Origin of the sequence: Dorea hominis, assembly GCF_014287705.1 — a bacterium.
GTDB classification, from domain to species: Bacteria; Bacillota; Clostridia; order Lachnospirales; family Lachnospiraceae; genus Dorea_D; species Dorea_D hominis.
In genome coordinates this window covers 145,273-162,747 of record NZ_JACOOY010000003.1, presented here as the reverse complement: position 1 = coordinate 162,747, position 17,475 = coordinate 145,273, and the positions used below count along the sequence as shown (strand labels likewise).

The window sequence follows — 17,475 nt, the reverse complement described above, 5'->3', positions numbered from 1 at the left end:
TTACTCTTCCTTATCTTTCTTTAACATATCTGCAATGTTTCCGCTCACTTCTCCGATATCTTTTGGCACTCTCGTCAGCAGAAAAATGACCGGTGTCAGGAAAAATGTTCCTCCCAGTGACACCGCCAGAAACAGATTGGCATAATCGCTTCCTATCATAAATAATATTATTGTGATGATATATAGCACCGGTATTGCCAGTGCTGCAATAAGTGCAATCACTCGTTTTGCGTTCATAGTATATCTCCTTTATAATTCATCCTGTTTATTTTCTATACTCATGATATTCCTTTGTCTCTCTGTAGATTTTCATAATACTTCCTGAAAATCTGCAAATACTCTGCCTCCGCCACATCAAACGAACACACCGTATAATCCAGCTCAATGCGAAGCTCCGGCTTCTCCTCCTGCTGTTTTTCTTTCAGCAGCACTTCCAGATCATATAAGACCAGAGCATGATCAATTTCATCTAACTGCTCCTGTTCTTCTTCCGTCAATGCCGAGCCAAGAAATTTCTCATAAATCATGCGAAGCAGACGTTCTTCGCGCTCCTCGTACTCCGGGAGCTGCTTCTTAAAAGGTGTCGGGACATCCGACATATAACACTCGCTGGCGTCATGAAGCAGGCACGCAAGCACCATGCGGTCCGGCAAACCTCTGGCTGCCGCTTCCTTCGCACAACAGATGCAATGTTCTGCCACCGACCAGAATGTATGCACATGTCCATTTCCCCGGCAAATCATCGAGAGCGCATGCGCAATGTCTTCCACCCGGATTAGCTCCGGTTTCGGTTCTGTCGGTTTAAAATGTATTCCTGTATAAGTCGTTATATATTCACTCATATGACTGTTCCTTCGTTTTATACTTTATTTTATAGTTTAAGTTCTATCTCCAGTTAAACAAGTCCAGTATAACACAATCACTAGCAATAAAAAAAGATGCCAGAACCATCTGACACCTCTTCCTGTCATTTATTTTTCATTTATAATACCAACAATAATGCACTCGCAATTGTTATAACCGCGCCACCCCTGCTTCGCTTGGTCGCGCCTTTCTCTACCAGTACTACCTTTTCTCCCTTGACTACCTTCCGTTTTCATTTTTTATTTGCATTTTGCAAAATGCATAATATATCATGTTAAATAGACTATGTTACTTCACGCATTAATGTCAAGCAGTGGTACCCCCATGCATAACCTCATATGAGATTTCTGTTCGTCAGACCAGAGATTTGTCCATGAGTTAGTCGGCTATATCCTTCCCACTACCGGGTGGATTCGGGACTTTAACCCGTTAGAAACGTGCGCCGCTAGGCGCACATATGCAAAAAAGGATTTCCAGAAACCTCCTGGAAATCCTTTTCGCATCTCATTCTTTTACTTTGTAATCTTTACTTTTTTTACAGTACTCCATCCAGAGTAGTATGTCTTTTTCGCAACTTTCTTACAAGTGCAGATACGTACATAGTATGTCTTGTTTTTGCTCAGCTTACTGATCGTACAGCTTGTTGTACTATTTTTACTGATTGTCTTTGTCTTATTTCCTTTGGCAAATTTACTGCTTGTAGAATACTGGATTTGGTAACCATTTCCGGATGTATTCTTTTTCCATTTTACCAGCATCTTTTTGCCTTTTACATTTTTCACGCTGGAAAGAATTGTCTTCTTAACTGAAACTTTGTTTGTGATCTTAACCTTTTTTGTCACAGTTTTGAAAGCTTTTCCATTGCGGTAAATCGTTCCGGTGATTGTCAATGTTCCCGCTTTCTTTGGAGTCAGAATACGGTTTGGTACACCTCCGCCGGCACCAATACCAATATTGGCAAAATCTGATTTCAAAGCCTTTTCATTGTCATCAATGTTAAGTGTTTTACCGTTTTGTGAAAGCTTGATCTTATAGAATGTATGAGATCCATTCTTATAGTTCCAGCCCCAGTCTGCACCACCCAAGTTAAGCCAATAAGTTTCTCCTACCTTTAATGGTTCTGTTGCTTTCTTAAATGTCTTCATATCATTGATAGAAACAGCTAATTTGCAGTTTCTAACATTCACAGCTTGCTCGTATGAATATTGCACAGGTTCTCCGTCAAAACATGGAGAGATATCTACTGTACCTTCGCCAAGAGAAGATGATGCTTTTACCGTACAAGTAGATCCACCCTGGGCAATATTATATGCCATTGAATTCCACATATATGTAACTTTCTTACTGTCATATCCTTTAATATTGGCTTTCAGCGTCATACTTTCTTTCGGAAGCATGTTGATCCACCCGTATGGCGAATCACATCCTTCTACCGACAGTTCAAAACAAGTACATGGCACTGTTTGCTTGAACAATGTAACTCCTGTTTCCGGAGATGTAACCTCATAAGTAATTTGGGTAGAACCTGTTTTTTCTGTTGAAAGTATGTCATCCTCCGTGCTTACAATTTTTGGCGAAGCACTTTTAAGATCCAGTGCAAAAATATCTCCCAATACACCATCACTTGTGAATTGTACCGGCATCTTATCTTCATCTGCTTTGATCGTGATCCAGTAGCTGAACTTTGCTGTACAATTCTTCGGAATGAACACCTTGTTAGTTTCTGTTGTGAGGCTATTTGTCACTTCTCCATCTTCATTTTCCAAACCAACATCAAATGTAAATTGTACTGCCTCATCTGAGAGTTTCTTGTAGGATACAATTGCACCGTCATCATTAAACTCTAATATTGTATAGTATGGTTTGAGATTTGGCTCTTCAGGATCAACCCAGACACCATAGTCATCGTTTCCGTCTTCTGATTGTCCAAGCTCAATGCACTGCAATGAGTCTCCACCATATACTCCTTTGATTGTCACTTCCTGCGTAGCACTGTCATAGGAAAAGAAATCATTTTCTCCGATATTTGCCAATTTCGCTTCGTCAAAATCTTCTTCTCCCGCAAAATAATCTTTTACCTGACTGCAAAAATCTGATGCGAGAACCTTTTCCTCGCCATTCCAGAAATATTCTGCAGCAGTATATTTTGCAGCTGTTTCATCTGTTGGTTTTCCCGTGAAATAAACGTCATCACCAAGCATTGCTGCGACCAATGACCACTTCTTCAACCGACTCATTTCTCCGGCAGCAGATACTTTCATCTGTGGCAATGCAGCTAATGAAAATAACATCGACATTGCTACAGCAAGCGAAAGTACTACCGCTCCTGCCCTTTTCATCATCTTTCTCATGGCATATCCTCCTCATAAATTCTAACACTTTAAGTATATAACTCGTGATACGTAAACACAAGAAGATTGTTTTTTATTTTGTCACAACCGTTTTCTTGCCACTCCATCCAGAATAATATTTTACTTTGGACACTGTTTTATATGTACGGATCTGAACATAATATTTCTTATTTTTCTTAAGATGTGTGATCTTTTTGGATGTCGTCTTGTAGTTTTTAACTGTCACTACTTTTGATCCAGCCATGGAAGATTTCATGCTGTATCGAATCTGATATCCAGAAGCTTGCGTAGCTACTTTTCCCCATTTTGCTGTAAATCCATTTAATCCTCTTTTGAATGAGGTCAGTTTTGCTGATTTTGGATTGATCGTGAAGTAAGCTATCTTTTTCCCTTTGTATCCATTTTTAAATGTTATTGTATATTTGTATTTACCAACATTTTTACGGCCAGATGACTTCTTTACTGTGTAATATTGGGAAGAAATCTGTTTGCCCTCTGCATTGTATACTTTGATCGTTGGATTTTTCACTTTCCCATCGTAAGTATATGATGTTTTGGATAGCGATACTGCTTTGATTGTTGGTGCCGTGCTTGGTGTCACATTTGGTTTTGGGTGTTCATCGGATGAAACCTTTGAATCTTTATAGCTGTATGCCGGCTTATCTTTATTTGTAATATTAAACATAATAGAATCACCAGTTGTTATCCAGCCCTCTTCACCTTTTTCGCGAACAGCAATTGTATACCATACATACCCTGGTTTCAAAGTTGTAACTGTATGCTTGTCACTATTAATCTTAAGCAAAGTTTTTCCATCTACCGTATTCCCTTTTTCATCAAAGGCCTGCACATATTCATATACAATCTCATATTTGGGGTTGTCTAAATATGATCCTGCAATATCCGTAGTGACAATTCGTCCACTTACTCCTGTTTTTACGTAAAGTTGTCCTTTGTACATATAATATTGATCTGTTTTCATATTTAAAGTCTGTTTCTTACCATTTTGATCAAAATAATATGTTTTCCCGCCAATGGTTCCGATATCCATATTTCTTAAAACACTATCAGGATCTGCAAAATACTTACCATTGCCGTAGCTTACCCATCCATCAACATAATTATAACCACTTTCTGGATTTTTTCTTCCATCTTCATACTTAAATCCATCATGCCTACCTAACCTATCACTATACGGATAATATTGCTGGAACGATGCAAGTGTTGGAAAATATAAATCTTCCATCCAAATAGAGCAAAGCCCAACTGTAGCCTCTTCATATGTTGAGCTGCATACTTCTCCATCCTGATCTACGCTATAATCATTTCCACGATTGCATAAAAGGCCGCCGTCAAGCGTAACAATATCTCCCTTATAGTATGCGGCTGTGATGGTTCTTTCAAGCGAATCGTCCATTCCAATCAAAGCTGGGTCTACACCATTTCCCACAATTGATATTCCTTCCACCCAGCAAAAATAATATCCTAAGTCTGTCATCTTATTCGCATCTGTCATATCATAGTTATCAAATAAAACATCATACATATGCCATTTTCCATCGAAATAAATCATATCCCATCCATGCCCGGCAAACTTGTGGCGGTCATAAGAATGATACAGATCATCGATCGTCCATTTTGTAAGATCAGCTTTCCATCCAGATGCATATGCTGCAGGCATTCCTAATGCACGGCAAAAATCTGCGATCAACGAAGACATTCCTTGACAGTCTCCTCTTCGATTCTTAAAGACTGCGGTAGAATAAGAACTTGTATTGGTATCATAAGTAATATTATTTTTTACCCATTTTGCAATGGCATCTACTTTCTGTTTGTCTGTAGTACATCCTTTGGTAATGATACCTGCCATCTTTTTAAATGCTGCGACATCGCTTTGATCTACATGATCAATGCGTGTTGAAAACGATGGATCAGGTGCATAAATTTTATTCAAATATTCAATACTTGTCTGAGCTTGTGCTTTTGCGATTGTTGAAGCTTTTGTTTTTTTTCTTATTGCAAAGGTATGTTTTTTATTGAGATAAGTTCTTGTCTGATTGATTTTCTTTATGGAAACATTATATGAAGTTGCTCCTTCAAAACTTGTACAGGCAATATAACATACAGCTCCCTCTTTTAAATCATAATAAGAAACTCCATCTCGCACAACCTCGCGTCCTGACAGATATTCCAGACGATTCTCGGATACATTCAATAAATCCAACCGTGCCGTGTTTTTTGTATCTTTATAGGTAATCTTATAACGTCCTTTTTCCGGTACCTTAAATTTAAACCAGTGAATATCTTCCGAAGAAGACACATCTACATGTTTGCTTTGTGAATTACTAAGTTGCTGTGCATTCGAAGGTATCTCTATTCCTTCCCATGTATTATATATATTCCCTTGGCTTCTAATTTCAAAGTTTCCACAACAGTCATCTACGCCGCCTAAATAAACATAATAGTCGGTATCTTTATCCATATGAAAATTGAATTGCTTGTAGCCCTTATTAAGATCCATCTCTTTTATCTTTTCATAAGAATTGCCCGATTTTTTCCAAAATTCAAAGGTCATAAGAATCTTGTCTGATTCATAATCCTTCATTGTATATTCTTTATCTGGCCAGAATTCTATCCTATGCCAGTTTGTATCTGCTCCTTTGAAATGATACCAACCTGGTAATACATCATTTTCATTCGCCTTGTCTCTCCATTCTTTGATATCATTTGCATCGACTTTTCCGGGATTTGTATTACTGCCGTATGTCGTATTTGCCGATTGTTCTGCAGATTGATCTACAGTTGTTTCCGCCTTCACACTTAATGGAACTGCGGAAGAAATGGTCGTTGCCACAACCACCGATAACAGTACTGATAGTATTCGTTTTTTCATACTCTTCCTCCTCGAATATTTATAAATATTTCTCCTTTTCATCTGCTTCTTCTTGCATTATAATTAAAAAAGGCTCTCAACAAGAGCGGGTTATCCATTATTCGTCCTCTCGATCCCATATATCATGCCAGTCTTTGGCACTTTCCCACAAGAATACCTTTCCTTTGATCAGTCTTCTCTGTGGCACAATTGCCGGTTCAATTCTTTCCACGCGCATGTCCTCCTAATCTGTAAAAAATATGTCAGCTTACGCTGACCCTAATCACACGCCAAGTCTCGCGGCTGCTCGACTTGAATATGTTGCTTATATAATAATTTTATTCTGCATATGAAGATGAAGCAATGTTTTTTTTATGCAAATATATAAATTGTCTATCTCGACATTTCAGTGCGATATTCGATTACTCTTTGTGCATGATCTTTTAGCATATCAATTATATATTGGTCCATACATTTTTATCCCTTTTGAACCATATTGGTGACAAGCGCTATGCATTTTCTATTTACTTGCTATCCCTGATACCTTATTCTTTCTACCAGCGTTTCCTTTTTCAGATTACTGCTTAAAACGCAGGAAAGTACAATCTGCAACAGACCGACCAAAAAAATCATAATAAAAATTGGTACGATTGGAACATGATAGATATTCATTCCAAATATTCCATTATGTTTTGCATAGGAAAAAAGTGCATAGCCGAGCGGCAGACCAATGATCAAAGCTACGCATATGGTACCAACCGTAAACATCATTCCCTGTAACTGCAGACATAAATTTAATTGTTTATTTGTCATACCCACAGCCTGTAATACACCATATTCCTGCTTTTTTGTCGTAATATTCATGATTATGGTGTTTGCCATATTCATAAAACCGATGAGTCCTACAACCGCCATAAACAGATAACAGCCAAGCTTCATCATGCGAGCTGTGAATTCTGCAGATTGTAACTGTGCATGATAGGTATCCATTTTTATATGCGAAGTATTAGAAATCAAAGTATTCAGACTCTGTTCCACAGATGCAACATCTTTTTTATCACAGTCCACCCACAGATAGCCATAGGCTGTTCCCCTCGGATTCATGGAACGGTATACACCTTCCGGAATGACAAGATAAGTGTCCGCACTTACAAAGGATCCTGCAATCTTTCCCTGATAGGTATAGGTTCCACTTCCATTCTCAAAGTCAAATGCAATGGATTCACCCGGAGCATATCCATCTTGTTCCATCCATGCCGACCAACCAAAGAAAATATCACCATTCTTTACCGCCTTATCATAGTCCATAGAGCCAATATCACCGTCTTGGCGCATAAAATCAAAATCATTTTTACTCACAATATCAGCCGGAAATCTTGTTCCGTTCAGATTTACAGAGACAATCTCTCTCGTCATGACATCTGTCACTCCTGGAATGCTTTTGATTTCTTCAATCATTGAATCATTCAATGGATTATCCGTCAGAATCGTATCCAGATTATTCTCCGGATATCTTTCATCGTACTCAGCAGAATAGTCAAGCTGCAGTTCAAATTGTCCATGATTAACGGAAAGACGTGCTTCATGCTCCGTATCAATATTTCCTACATAATTAGAGATAATCACAAACAATGCGCAGGAAAGCCCCAGTGTGAGAATGGTACCAATGGTTCTTTTTGGATTACCCGTTATATTTGCCATTGCCATAGAAAACACGGTGACATTTTTTCTGCCATTTCGTTTTCCTTTTTTGTGTGTTTCTGCATTTTCTAAATACCGTGTTGCTTCGATAGGTGAAATCCGTGAAACAATTTTCATTGGTTTACGCAGTGCCAAAGCAACGGTAAAAAATGACACGAAAATACATAGAAGCATAACAGGCAGGGAAAACAGAGGCACCTGCTGATTTTGAACTCCCATAGAGCCAGTTCCGGTTGATACAAGGTTCCCCTGTTCTACCAGCCAGTTAAAACCGCATTTTGCAATCAGAAAGCCAAAAAGCAATCCAACTGGTATTGAAAAAAATGTCAAAAAAATGCCCTCTCTGAAGATCAGTTGTTTCATCTGCTTTTTTGTCGCTCCCAGAGCCTTGATTTTTCCATACTCCTGTATCTTGTTGGCAATACCGACCTGAAAAATATTATAAATGACCACAACAGAGAAAAGTACAATTGCAAGAATCAAAACCCCGCATACCGCAATCGTTTCATAACTCGGCTGCAAGACCCATTGCAAATAGAGATCATTGACTATAACGTTTTTTTCTTCGATCCCACAAGCTGCTGCAATCTGCTTTATAACCGAATCAATATTATTCATAGATACATTTGCAGAATCATTTAAAGTAAAATAAATATTATACTGTCTGTCATTCTCTGCGACGTGCTCATCATAAAACTCCTGTGACCCGAAAGCAACATAAGATGCCTCGATGGTATACTCATCCCGGTCATATAGGATTCCGCTGACAACAAATTCTTCCGGCTTATATTCTGACTGCATCCCTGCGCGGTAATCCAGTGTAACCGTATCTCCGATCTTTACATCACCATACCCCATTGCACGAAAAAATGCTCTTCCTGCGGCAATTTCCTGCATTTTTTCCGGATACTTTCCTTCCTTCAACTCATATTCTTTATTATAAGGAAGCATTTTTCTTGCAGTCTCATCCATGCAGACAAACCCGCCTTTTTCATTGCCTTTTATGATACCTTCGGTGCACATAGTGCCTGTAGCATCTATTTCCGCACGGCGGTTTACTTCTTTTAGCTGCGATCCGTCTGCGGAAACAAACAGACCATAATTGCTTCCATATGATCCTGCCGCTTGACTTTTCTGTAAATGAATTACCCCATTTCCCACAGTACTGATGATAACAAGCAGCATCGTGGTCAGACAGATTGCCATCATGATCAGTATACTTCTTGTCCTGTTCCTTTTGTCATTGCTATATGCAATCCTGCTTATTGTCTTCATCTGAAATCCACCACCTGTCCGTCCTCAATCACCAGAATACGGTCAGCGACCTGTGCAATTTCGTCATCATGGGTAATCATTACAATTGTCTGTCCATATTTTTTTGCTGTCATCTTAAGCAGAGCGATTACCTCATCACTGGTCTTAGAATCAAGATTTCCTGTCGGCTCATCTGCAAATATAATTTCCGGACGATTCACCAGTGCTCTTGCAATTGCTACTCTCTGCTGCTGTCCTCCGGATAACTGATTTGGCAGATTATAAATCCGGTTTTCAATCCCCAGAGTTGCAATGATATCATTTACATACGCTTCATCCACTTTTCTTCCATCCAGCCCCAGTGGCAGTACAATATTTTCCCAGACATTAACAGATGAAACCAGATTAAATGCCTGAAAAACAAATCCGATTTTTCTTCTGCGGAAAACAGCAAGGGCATCTTCCTTCATCCTGTATAAATCTTTCCCTGCTAAAGTAACACTGCCTTTTGTCGGGGTGTCTAGCCCTCCAAGCATATGAAGTAATGTACTTTTACCGGAACCTGACTTTCCGACAATTGCGACAAATTCTCCCTGCTCAATCTGAATGTCCACCTGATTGACCGCTTTGACCTGATTCTCACCCGCGCCATAAAACTTACAAAGCTGCTTGGTTTCTAATATCACACTCAATGTGCTACCTCCTTTTCAATTCTGTAAAACGTACCTTTTCAGCACACTTTCTTTGCCTGTTTATATAATTGGTCATTTTTCAACCTACATCCAAATTGTATCAGGATAATCTTTCATTTCACTTTCAAAAAACGAGCAGAAGTCTTACAGAATTGTAAGATTTCTGCCCACTTAAAATTTAACCAACATATGGTAATTGAATCACAAACGTGCTTCCTTTTTTCTTTTTGCCGGAGGTTACCATGATTGTACCTCCGTGTTTTTCGATAATTTCTCTCGATAGAAAAAGTCCGATTCCTGTACCACTCTTTTCCATGACCTTCCTGGAACTTCCTCTGTAAAATCGTTGAAAAATTTTGTGATACTCATTCTGCGGAATACCAATTCCCTGATCCTCAATTTCCATTCTTACAAGATCGTTTCTTTTTTGTAACCGGATAAATATTTTTGAACCACACGGACTGTACTTGACCGCATTATCCAGAACGTTGATCACAGCTTCACCAAGCCACCTTTTATCCTGCATAATCGTGCATGTTTCCAGCTCTTTTGCATAGTCAAAAACGAATTCAATTTCTTTCTCATCCGCTTTTGGATAAGTACAGTTCACAGCAGATATGACAGTATCCATAAGCGGAAGTTTTTTCTTATTAATCTGAATCAGTCCAGTTTCCATCTTGGATATATCAAGAAGCGACTGCAATAATGTCTCCAGTCCATCCAGAGCACTCCGACAACGGATACGAAACTCCTCCTGTTCTGTGGCACTTAAGTCATTCTGCATCAGCACACTAAAACATGTATCCAAAGCTGCAACCGGTGTCTTTAACTGGTGAGAGATATCAGAAACCATTTCTTTCGTGCTCTCTTTTTCTTCCCGTGCTTCTTCCTTTAGCAACTGAATATGATGTCCGATTGCTTCAAGCTGGTCATTCAATTTTTCCAGTTCTGCTGGATTTTCCGTTTTCAGTAAAGCATCAAATTTATTTTCACGGAATCTGATCAGAATTTCTTCCAACTGGTCTAAAATTTTCTGATGACACGCATCTTCTTTTTTCTTCCAATAAAGTAAAAAAGTCAAAAGAAGCACGCATATCACAGTACTTACAGCACCGGTCACCATAACCTGATGCCGGAATTGTGAATAAAATGCATTCCCTTTATTCCCCCAGTATCCATATTGCTCCAATAATCGCCTTCCCTGTTCGTTAGTTTCAATATCCTTATCCTTAAGCAATTCCGAAACAGCATCCAGCCCGGAAAATTCTTCCTTTGCAGCAATCTCTGTCATAAGATTCATTTTATATTTATAATCTTCATAAAACACATACGTGGTAAAGCAATTTAATATTGCAAACAATAATATGACAGGCAAAACCAAGGAGAGCGCTACTGTGATCTTCTTGCAATATCTCTTTATCACTGCCTTACCTCCTGATTCCATATATACCCAAGACCTCTGATATTCTTTATATAGACCGGTGCAGCCGGATTGTCTTCAATTTTCTCACGGAGTCTTCTGATATTAACAGCGATTGTATTTTCATCCACAAAATCCCCTTCCAGATCAAACACATTTTCCAATATTTGTGTTTTTGAAAGAATCTTTTTCGGATTCTGAAGAAAAAAAGTCAGCATTTTCAACTCCGTTTTTGTCAGACTGATTTCACGACTCTTTATCAGGACTTTCATTTCTCCTGCGATAAATACGATATCTCCCGAAATCATCTTTCTAGCTTCCGTTTTCTCCTGTCTGCGACGGAAATATGCTTCTATTTTCAAAAGAAGTACCGAAAGACTAAACGGCTTTGTAATATAATCATCTGCCCCTGCTTCATATCCCATAACCTGATCCATCTCCTGGTCTAGTGCTGTAAGGCAAATAATGTATGTATTATAATTGCATCTCATCCACCTTACAAATTCCAGTCCATTCCCATCCGGAAGATTCACATCACAAATGATAACATCCACATTATTATCACTTGCAATTCTTTTCGCTTTTTTCACTGATTCTGCTGAAAAAACCTCATATCCGGATTTTTTCAGTGAGAATGTAATTCCACGATTTAAATTTTCATCATCTTCAACCACGAGTATCCCTGGCATAGCATATGCACCTCTCTTTGTTAACTATTTCTCCTCTTCGTTAAGACCTAGAGCGTGTCTGAAAAAGGCTTTTCGTGAGCTGCGAGTCCCAGTTTGTGGGAGATTTTATCCGAATAAGGGCGGCGTAGCGGGCTACGGCAACCGAATGAGGGTAAAATATACCGCAAAGTGGGGCTTGCAGATTGCGGAAATGATTTTTCAGACACGCTCTAGTTCATTACCTCTGTCAATTCCGATTTTTCTTCACTTTATTTTACCATAGTGTTTTCTAAAGTGCTATTCCAATATATACAAAAGTGTAAATGAACGATCTTATCGCCCTTTTTCATTCCCCAGGCTAATCTTTCGTAAATGCTTCCTTTTGGCATTTGCTCCATCCGTCTCTTTTCTTCCATGACTTTCTCGTTTTGAATATCCTGCTGTACTGCTGTATCTACAGTTTCTATTCCAAGAACACGCACAACACGATCATACCTATCAGAAACACCTTGTAATATATCTTTTTCGGCATCTGAATCATTGTTCTCACTGTCGGCTGGATAAGCTGAACGCTACCCAGGAAGAATGGAAACTGCGTGCTATGGGAACTACAATAGGTTATCATACCATCGGTTTCTTACGTTTGGACACAACGTTATCTTGCGATAACAAATCTATTGTATATGCGCCAATCTCACGACTTCGTCGTTCGTTCGCGGGCATTCGTAAAATGCCCACTTCCAAGGCGATAAAAAAAGAGACTTGCAAGCAAGCTTGCAGTCTCTTTTTTTATCGCCTTGATTGGCGCTTTATTCATTGCTTTCGCGTATATTACTCGATGATTGTAGCAACACGTCCTGATCCTACAGTACGTCCACCTTCACGATATCAGACTGGCGTATTGCGGTGTGCAAATGATGATTTTTCGTGTGATTTGTGGGGGAAAGTCCGGATTTTCCACTGTATCCGTGTGGTTTTTGGGGATTTTGTTATCATGGTGTTATCACTGACTTATCTTTTATAAACGACAATTCCCTTATTATTAAATTTTCTTATTCCATCCCTTTCTTGCTGGAAAACTCTTACTTCATTAAAATTATCTCTTCCTCCAAGTTTAAAAGCACTGCTGGCAATATTCTTTGTATTTAATGGATTAGTTGTGGCATAAACATTTACTTTTTTTATATTATTATTTAAGCTCCTGACTTCATTAACAACGCACCTTACTAATTCAGGACTATCATATCTGTTAACATCATTAGTATTATTACGCGATATTAATAATGTCGGTATATTTTTCTTTATTTCCGGTAATTGGCTCAATGAAAGAGGATATGTATCAGAAATCATTACATTCACTTCATCTGTTTCATGCGAAAAATTTGATTTACTTACTGAAATGGTATCATTTTCTTTTTTATCAAACTCTCCGCAATTATATTTATCGAACGTATCATTCAGCACCAGTTTAAATTGCATATATATCGGCACCTGAATAAGGTTACATTCCGAGTACCCCAATATCTTTGAACATATCCGATACCACCCATATCTGTACTGTTTATAATAGTTTCCTCTATTAAACATATATGTTTTATTCCACTTTCTAATTATAAACAATACTACTATTAAAAAGAAAACACCAATTGCCCAATCTCCACCTTTCCAGGCAAAGTAAAAAATATAATCACATATTTTTTGTGACGCTTCCAGCTTAGGCGGGGTCTTTATTAACTCTGTAATTTTAAATATTCTCGGAGCAAAGAACACACCAACAAGCAACAGAAGTTGTAATATTGGTCTGATATTATTTTTTATCCTTTCATAAATTGATTTCATTCCATTTTACCTCACATATTTTTTTCGGGCAAAGCTTTCCTTTTTGCATTCTCCATATGCTGAATGCTTTACGTCCGGCAATGATATGATATTGTACCCCTTTAGGATCTTCTTTACCAATACGTTTCCAATTTTTTAAATCTATAATTGAATAATGTGGTATATCTTCCGGATGTGTATGCCATTCCCCCCAATATGCATACACACCATTATTTTCATTATACAATTTTTCAAAATATTTTAAATGCCCTTCATCTTTTCTGGTATATCTGGTTCTGGTACATATATCATTTTTTAATGGTTTAGATATATACTCAAGAATTATATTTTCATTATTCAGATTTTCCCGTCCGACTATAATTCCACCTTTCTCTGGATCATAATCATTCTTCTGGATCTGACTATATATTTCTTCCAATATTTGATCGCATATCTTTATTTTTCTGTTTTTACTTTCCGTTACAATCATTACATACACCACAATTAATATTTACAAATTGCTTACCAGTCAATATTTTAATCTGTTCCTGTTGTCGCAAATATCGGCCAGATGTTTCCAGATTATGTTTTTCCAGATAGTCACTATCTCCTTTTAAAGATATCAGTAAATTGTCATCGAGGTTTTCTTCAAAAATATTTTTGACCATCTTTAAACAAAGTAACATTGTTTTTAGTGAAACCAAATTTCCATATGGCACGTAAGTCTTTCCACACCCTCCCGCACTTTCCGTTATAATCTGTCCCCTCATGCAGTACGATGTTTTGTCATATAGTTCTCCTGTTTCTTCATCCCGGTCAAAAAAACATTCATAACATCCACAATTTCCATATTTTATATATGCAGCATGATTTCCAATACCATATACTTCATTCCACAAATAAACAACCGGCACTTTGATTTTGTTATTTTGTATCCATGAATTAATCCAACGATTTAAATTATGATTTCCTGCCGCTGAGATAATCAGATTATAGTCTTCAAAATTAATATCTTCTTCTGTAATTGCATCTTCAATTCTTTCCGCCAACGTCGTTATCTTTACTTCCGGAATATTTTTTTGTATATATGTGTTCAAAGCTTCGCACTTGTAACGATTAACATATTCCATTCCCAACACATGCCTGAATATATTTTCTTCCGTCAACTTCTCATAATCAACAATAGTAAGATCCTCATATCCTGCTTTTGCGAGCTCGCATATAACATGTCCACCAATCGAACCGCAGCCTATTATAAGTATTCTTTTTTTATAGTTTTCGCTGTCCTGTTCTGTTACACGCTTCATCAAAAACTTTTTATCAGCTCTTTCCATAAGCAACGGCTGCAATTCTTCTACTTTTTCCAGAGAAGTCTCTTTTAACATGCCACCTTTTATATACATTCCTACAAAATGTGTCTGTCCTGATGGCTGATGAATTTCAAACACAATAATTCTATCTTGTCGAGAACGTGGCATAATTGAAGCAAGTTCTCCCTCCGGCACAAAATGTAAAAGAGCATTCAAATAATCTATCGACAGTTTTTTTCTTATGTCCGGTGGGAAAATATATTTTTCAGAATATATTACAAAATATGCTATATTCATGACTGGCGTTTTTTCCAGATTCCAACGTTTTAAACTTTCAACATTTTCTCCAATATAAATCGGTGCTTTTTTGCATCTCTTTATATACTCTATCTGTTTTTCTTTTTTCCTTTTGGAACTTTTTTTAATGCCCCCTTTTACGATACGATTTTTTCTATCTGTTTCTACTGCCAAATGTGCAATTCTGCAATCTTTCAGTTGAGCCCAGTATAATTCAAATTCATTTATAAAATCGTTTTTATTTTCTCCAGAAAAACCTTGTTTCAAAATTGTCTGTGCACGCAATAATGATTGCATCATAATTCCAGGTAAATTCTGATCTATCAAAATACCTTCCGTTTCAAACAAACACAGTTTTCCTTTATTATCTATATGCGGCATATAAACAAGTTCATTATAATCTGCAACATATATATCCACTAAATCTCTATACCATTTTTCCGGAACTGCTATATATACAACAAACGATTCTCTTTCATTTATTACCAGTTCTCCCTGCAAAACTGTCTGATAGACATTTTCAAATAATTTAGCCTCTTTTATAATGCTTACATTTTTTATAACATCACTTTCCTGTAAGATTCGTTTGAGTTCTTCTGGTGAAAACATCTTAATCTACTCCTGATGCACTTGTTGAAGGTATAAAATTCATTTGTTTTTTGGCTGCATTTTTCTTTTCCGGAATCGGGAAATCATCTCCAAAAATTTTACTCAGCATCTTACACTGTTCCACTTCATCTGTTTCACTTTTTACAGCTTCCAGATCATCAACCAAATCATCAATCTTTTCTTTAAAATCTGTCATATAATTATCTGACATCTTTCTGAAGAGATTAACATCGGATTCAAAGTTCAATGAAGAAGGCAAATTGTATTCTATAGTATACATTAATCGTCCAATTTCATTCACTTCTTTAAACACAAACAGCTTTTGAATTTCTTTTGCAAAACTAATCACAGCCTGTAAATCATCATAACAATATTTTTCTTCTATATAATCATATTTTTTTGAAGCTTCAAAATGATCTACAGCAATTAACGTAATTGCTATGCTTGGTGGTTCTGCATTTCCTGAACTACTGAATTTCTTATTTTTCCAACGTTTTATATATCTTACTACTCTGCGAAATTGTTCGCGATCTTCTTTGTTATCGTCACCTTTATATTTATCATTAACATATTCTACAAGCCCGACCGGATCAGATTTCTCCCAGCATGTTTCTTCTGAATCCCTGTTTTTTCCACGTGCAAGATATAACTGACTGTCAGAATCATCTTTGTCTTCATAAACGTAAGTAACTAAATCCACATGATATGCAGCTTCGCCATCTTTCTTGTATGTTACTGTCACACATGGTTTTTTTATTTTTGCGCCATACTCAGTATGATTTTTTAACAGATCTCTTATTTTCTCTTTCAGGTCCATTGGTTCATAATCATCACGATTAACATGAAAACGTAAACCTACATCTATATCATATTCTTTATCCAGTGGTTCAACCCCCAGATGCATACTATAACTCCCCTGATTGTACTCATCAAATGCAGGCATATCGTCATCATTTCTTAATATACCTAATAAAATATCTCTTTTTTCTTTCAGTTCACTTTTAACGTCATAATCCATTTTTATTACTTTGTTAAATTCTTTAAAATATGTCTGCAAACTCATTTTCCGCGCTCCTTCCTTAGCACTCTCTTTTGTTGAGTGCTGATAATTATCAGTATATCATTCTTTTCCGATTAAAACAAGTTACACTAATCACTGAAATTATTTTTCAAATCTCCAAGCTATATTGTTCATTCTGCAAATAATCCTCCAGTTGATGCAATTTATCTTCTCGGAATTCTTCATCTTTTTTCATTTTCTTTATTGTGCATTCCCACACAATTACTACTTTGACTTTTTTACGCATCAATTCTTTTCGAACACATTCATCCCTCTTTATATTTGCGTCAAACTTTTTCTGCCAGAATTCTACCCTTGATCTTGGCATGTAAGCATATTTGCATCCCTCGTGCCTGTGCCAGAAACACCCATGTACAAAAATTGCTGTATTATATTTTCTCATGTATATATCCGGATGCCCCGGCACACTTTTTGAATTCACGCCATATCTGTAACCTCTGGCAAACAATAATTTTCTCAGATATATTTCCGGCTTCGTATTCTTGGAATGTATCGCTGCCATATTTTTGCTACGTTCTTCCGGACTCTTGATGTCCAT

14 protein-coding genes and 1 pseudogene are annotated in these 17,475 nt (G+C 37.3%); 1 reads left to right on the top strand and 14 read right to left on the bottom strand.

All coding sequences use genetic code 11. From position 1 onward, the window contains the following. From H8S07_RS03385 to H8S07_RS14850, 9 genes are all read right to left on the bottom strand, one after another. Complete coding sequence (locus tag H8S07_RS03385) at positions 1-237, bottom strand: hypothetical protein (RefSeq protein ID WP_118660077.1); 237 nt, start codon at positions 235-237, stop codon at positions 1-3. Positions 238-278: 41 nt separating this feature from the next. Continuing rightward, a complete protein-coding gene (locus H8S07_RS03380; RefSeq protein ID WP_186855414.1) occupies positions 279-842 on the bottom strand; it encodes an HD domain-containing protein in 564 nt (187 codons plus the stop codon). A 534-nt stretch (positions 843-1,376) separates the two neighbouring features. Beyond that, the gene (locus H8S07_RS03375) at positions 1,377-3,215 is read right to left on the bottom strand and encodes a fibronectin type III domain-containing protein (protein WP_186855413.1); all 1,839 of its coding nucleotides are present in this window, start codon (positions 3,213-3,215) and stop codon (positions 1,377-1,379) included. Positions 3,216-3,288: 73 nt separating this feature from the next. Beyond that, positions 3,289-6,108: a transglutaminase domain-containing protein gene (locus H8S07_RS03370; protein ID WP_186855412.1), complete on the bottom strand. Its 2,820-nt coding sequence runs from the start codon at positions 6,106-6,108 to the stop codon at positions 3,289-3,291. Between the two features lie 510 nt (positions 6,109-6,618). Next, entirely contained in the window at positions 6,619-9,063 is a 2,445-nt protein-coding gene (locus H8S07_RS03365; RefSeq protein ID WP_186855411.1) for an ABC transporter permease, read from the bottom strand. Beyond that, complete coding sequence (locus tag H8S07_RS03360; RefSeq protein ID WP_006426335.1) at positions 9,060-9,734, bottom strand: ABC transporter ATP-binding protein; 675 nt, start codon at positions 9,732-9,734, stop codon at positions 9,060-9,062. The genes H8S07_RS03365 and H8S07_RS03360 overlap by 4 nt, the downstream gene beginning before the upstream one ends. A gap of 178 nt (positions 9,735-9,912) precedes the next feature. Continuing rightward, positions 9,913-11,178, bottom strand: coding sequence for a sensor histidine kinase (locus H8S07_RS03355; protein ID WP_118288097.1), 1,266 nt, complete (start codon positions 11,176-11,178; stop codon positions 9,913-9,915). Continuing rightward, positions 11,154-11,843: a response regulator transcription factor gene (locus tag H8S07_RS03350; protein WP_118288098.1), complete on the bottom strand. Its 690-nt coding sequence runs from the start codon at positions 11,841-11,843 to the stop codon at positions 11,154-11,156. Before H8S07_RS03350 ends, H8S07_RS03355 begins: the two co-directional genes overlap by 25 nt. A gap of 40 nt (positions 11,844-11,883) precedes the next feature. Continuing rightward, positions 11,884-12,003, bottom strand: coding sequence for a DUF6783 domain-containing protein (locus H8S07_RS14850; protein ID WP_334295017.1), 120 nt, complete (start codon positions 12,001-12,003; stop codon positions 11,884-11,886). On the opposite strand from H8S07_RS14850, the pseudogene H8S07_RS14845 reads away from it, so the two are divergent. Continuing rightward, positions 11,962-12,105: pseudogene (locus H8S07_RS14845) on the top strand (DUF6783 domain-containing protein); the annotation flags it as partial. The gene H8S07_RS14850 and the pseudogene H8S07_RS14845 sit on opposite strands and share 42 nt — an antisense overlap. A gap of 728 nt (positions 12,106-12,833) precedes the next feature. Here H8S07_RS14845 and H8S07_RS03345 read toward each other — a convergent pair. From H8S07_RS03345 to H8S07_RS03325, 5 genes are all read right to left on the bottom strand, one after another. After that, the gene (locus H8S07_RS03345; protein WP_072446966.1) at positions 12,834-13,661 is read right to left on the bottom strand and encodes a hypothetical protein; all 828 of its coding nucleotides are present in this window, start codon (positions 13,659-13,661) and stop codon (positions 12,834-12,836) included. Beyond that, entirely contained in the window at positions 13,645-14,130 is a 486-nt protein-coding gene (locus H8S07_RS03340; protein WP_118045941.1) for a Mov34/MPN/PAD-1 family protein, read from the bottom strand. Before H8S07_RS03340 ends, H8S07_RS03345 begins: the two co-directional genes overlap by 17 nt. Beyond that, a complete protein-coding gene (locus H8S07_RS03335; RefSeq protein ID WP_118045942.1) occupies positions 14,111-15,856 on the bottom strand; it encodes a ThiF family adenylyltransferase in 1,746 nt (581 codons plus the stop codon). Before H8S07_RS03335 ends, H8S07_RS03340 begins: the two co-directional genes overlap by 20 nt. 1 nt (position 15,857) lies before the next feature. After that, positions 15,858-16,919 (bottom strand): nucleotidyltransferase domain-containing protein, encoded by a 1,062-nt coding sequence (locus H8S07_RS03330; RefSeq protein WP_186855410.1) that lies wholly within the window; start codon positions 16,917-16,919, stop codon positions 15,858-15,860. Positions 16,920-17,025: 106 nt separating this feature from the next. Next, positions 17,026-17,475, bottom strand: a complete 450-nt coding sequence (locus tag H8S07_RS03325) for a very short patch repair endonuclease (protein ID WP_118045946.1) — start codon at positions 17,473-17,475, stop codon at positions 17,026-17,028.

What these genes read in the sequence shown, in the direction of transcription:
- H8S07_RS03345 (WP_072446966.1), bottom strand. Translation starts at nt 13,661, where the DNA reads ATGAAATCAATTTATGAAAGGATAAAAAATAATATCAGACCAATATTA.
- H8S07_RS03355 (WP_118288097.1), bottom strand. Translation starts at nt 11,178, where the DNA reads ATGGAATCAGGAGGTAAGGCAGTGATAAAGAGATATTGCAAGAAGATC.
- H8S07_RS03365 (WP_186855411.1), bottom strand. Translation starts at nt 9,063, where the DNA reads ATGAAGACAATAAGCAGGATTGCATATAGCAATGACAAAAGGAACAGG.
- H8S07_RS03330 (WP_186855410.1), bottom strand. Translation starts at nt 16,919, where the DNA reads ATGAGTTTGCAGACATATTTTAAAGAATTTAACAAAGTAATAAAAATG.
- H8S07_RS03325 (WP_118045946.1), bottom strand. Translation starts at nt 17,475, where the DNA reads ATGGACATCAAGAGTCCGGAAGAACGTAGCAAAAATATGGCAGCGATA.
- H8S07_RS03340 (WP_118045941.1), bottom strand. Translation starts at nt 14,130, where the DNA reads ATGATTGTAACGGAAAGTAAAAACAGAAAAATAAAGATATGCGATCAA.
- H8S07_RS03380 (WP_186855414.1), bottom strand. Translation starts at nt 842, where the DNA reads ATGAGTGAATATATAACGACTTATACAGGAATACATTTTAAACCGACA.
- H8S07_RS03335 (WP_118045942.1), bottom strand. Translation starts at nt 15,856, where the DNA reads ATGTTTTCACCAGAAGAACTCAAACGAATCTTACAGGAAAGTGATGTT.
- H8S07_RS03385 (WP_118660077.1), bottom strand. Translation starts at nt 237, where the DNA reads ATGAACGCAAAACGAGTGATTGCACTTATTGCAGCACTGGCAATACCG.
- H8S07_RS03375 (WP_186855413.1), bottom strand. Translation starts at nt 3,215, where the DNA reads ATGAGAAAGATGATGAAAAGGGCAGGAGCGGTAGTACTTTCGCTTGCT.
- H8S07_RS03370 (WP_186855412.1), bottom strand. Translation starts at nt 6,108, where the DNA reads ATGAAAAAACGAATACTATCAGTACTGTTATCGGTGGTTGTGGCAACG.
- H8S07_RS03350 (WP_118288098.1), bottom strand. Translation starts at nt 11,843, where the DNA reads ATGCCAGGGATACTCGTGGTTGAAGATGATGAAAATTTAAATCGTGGA.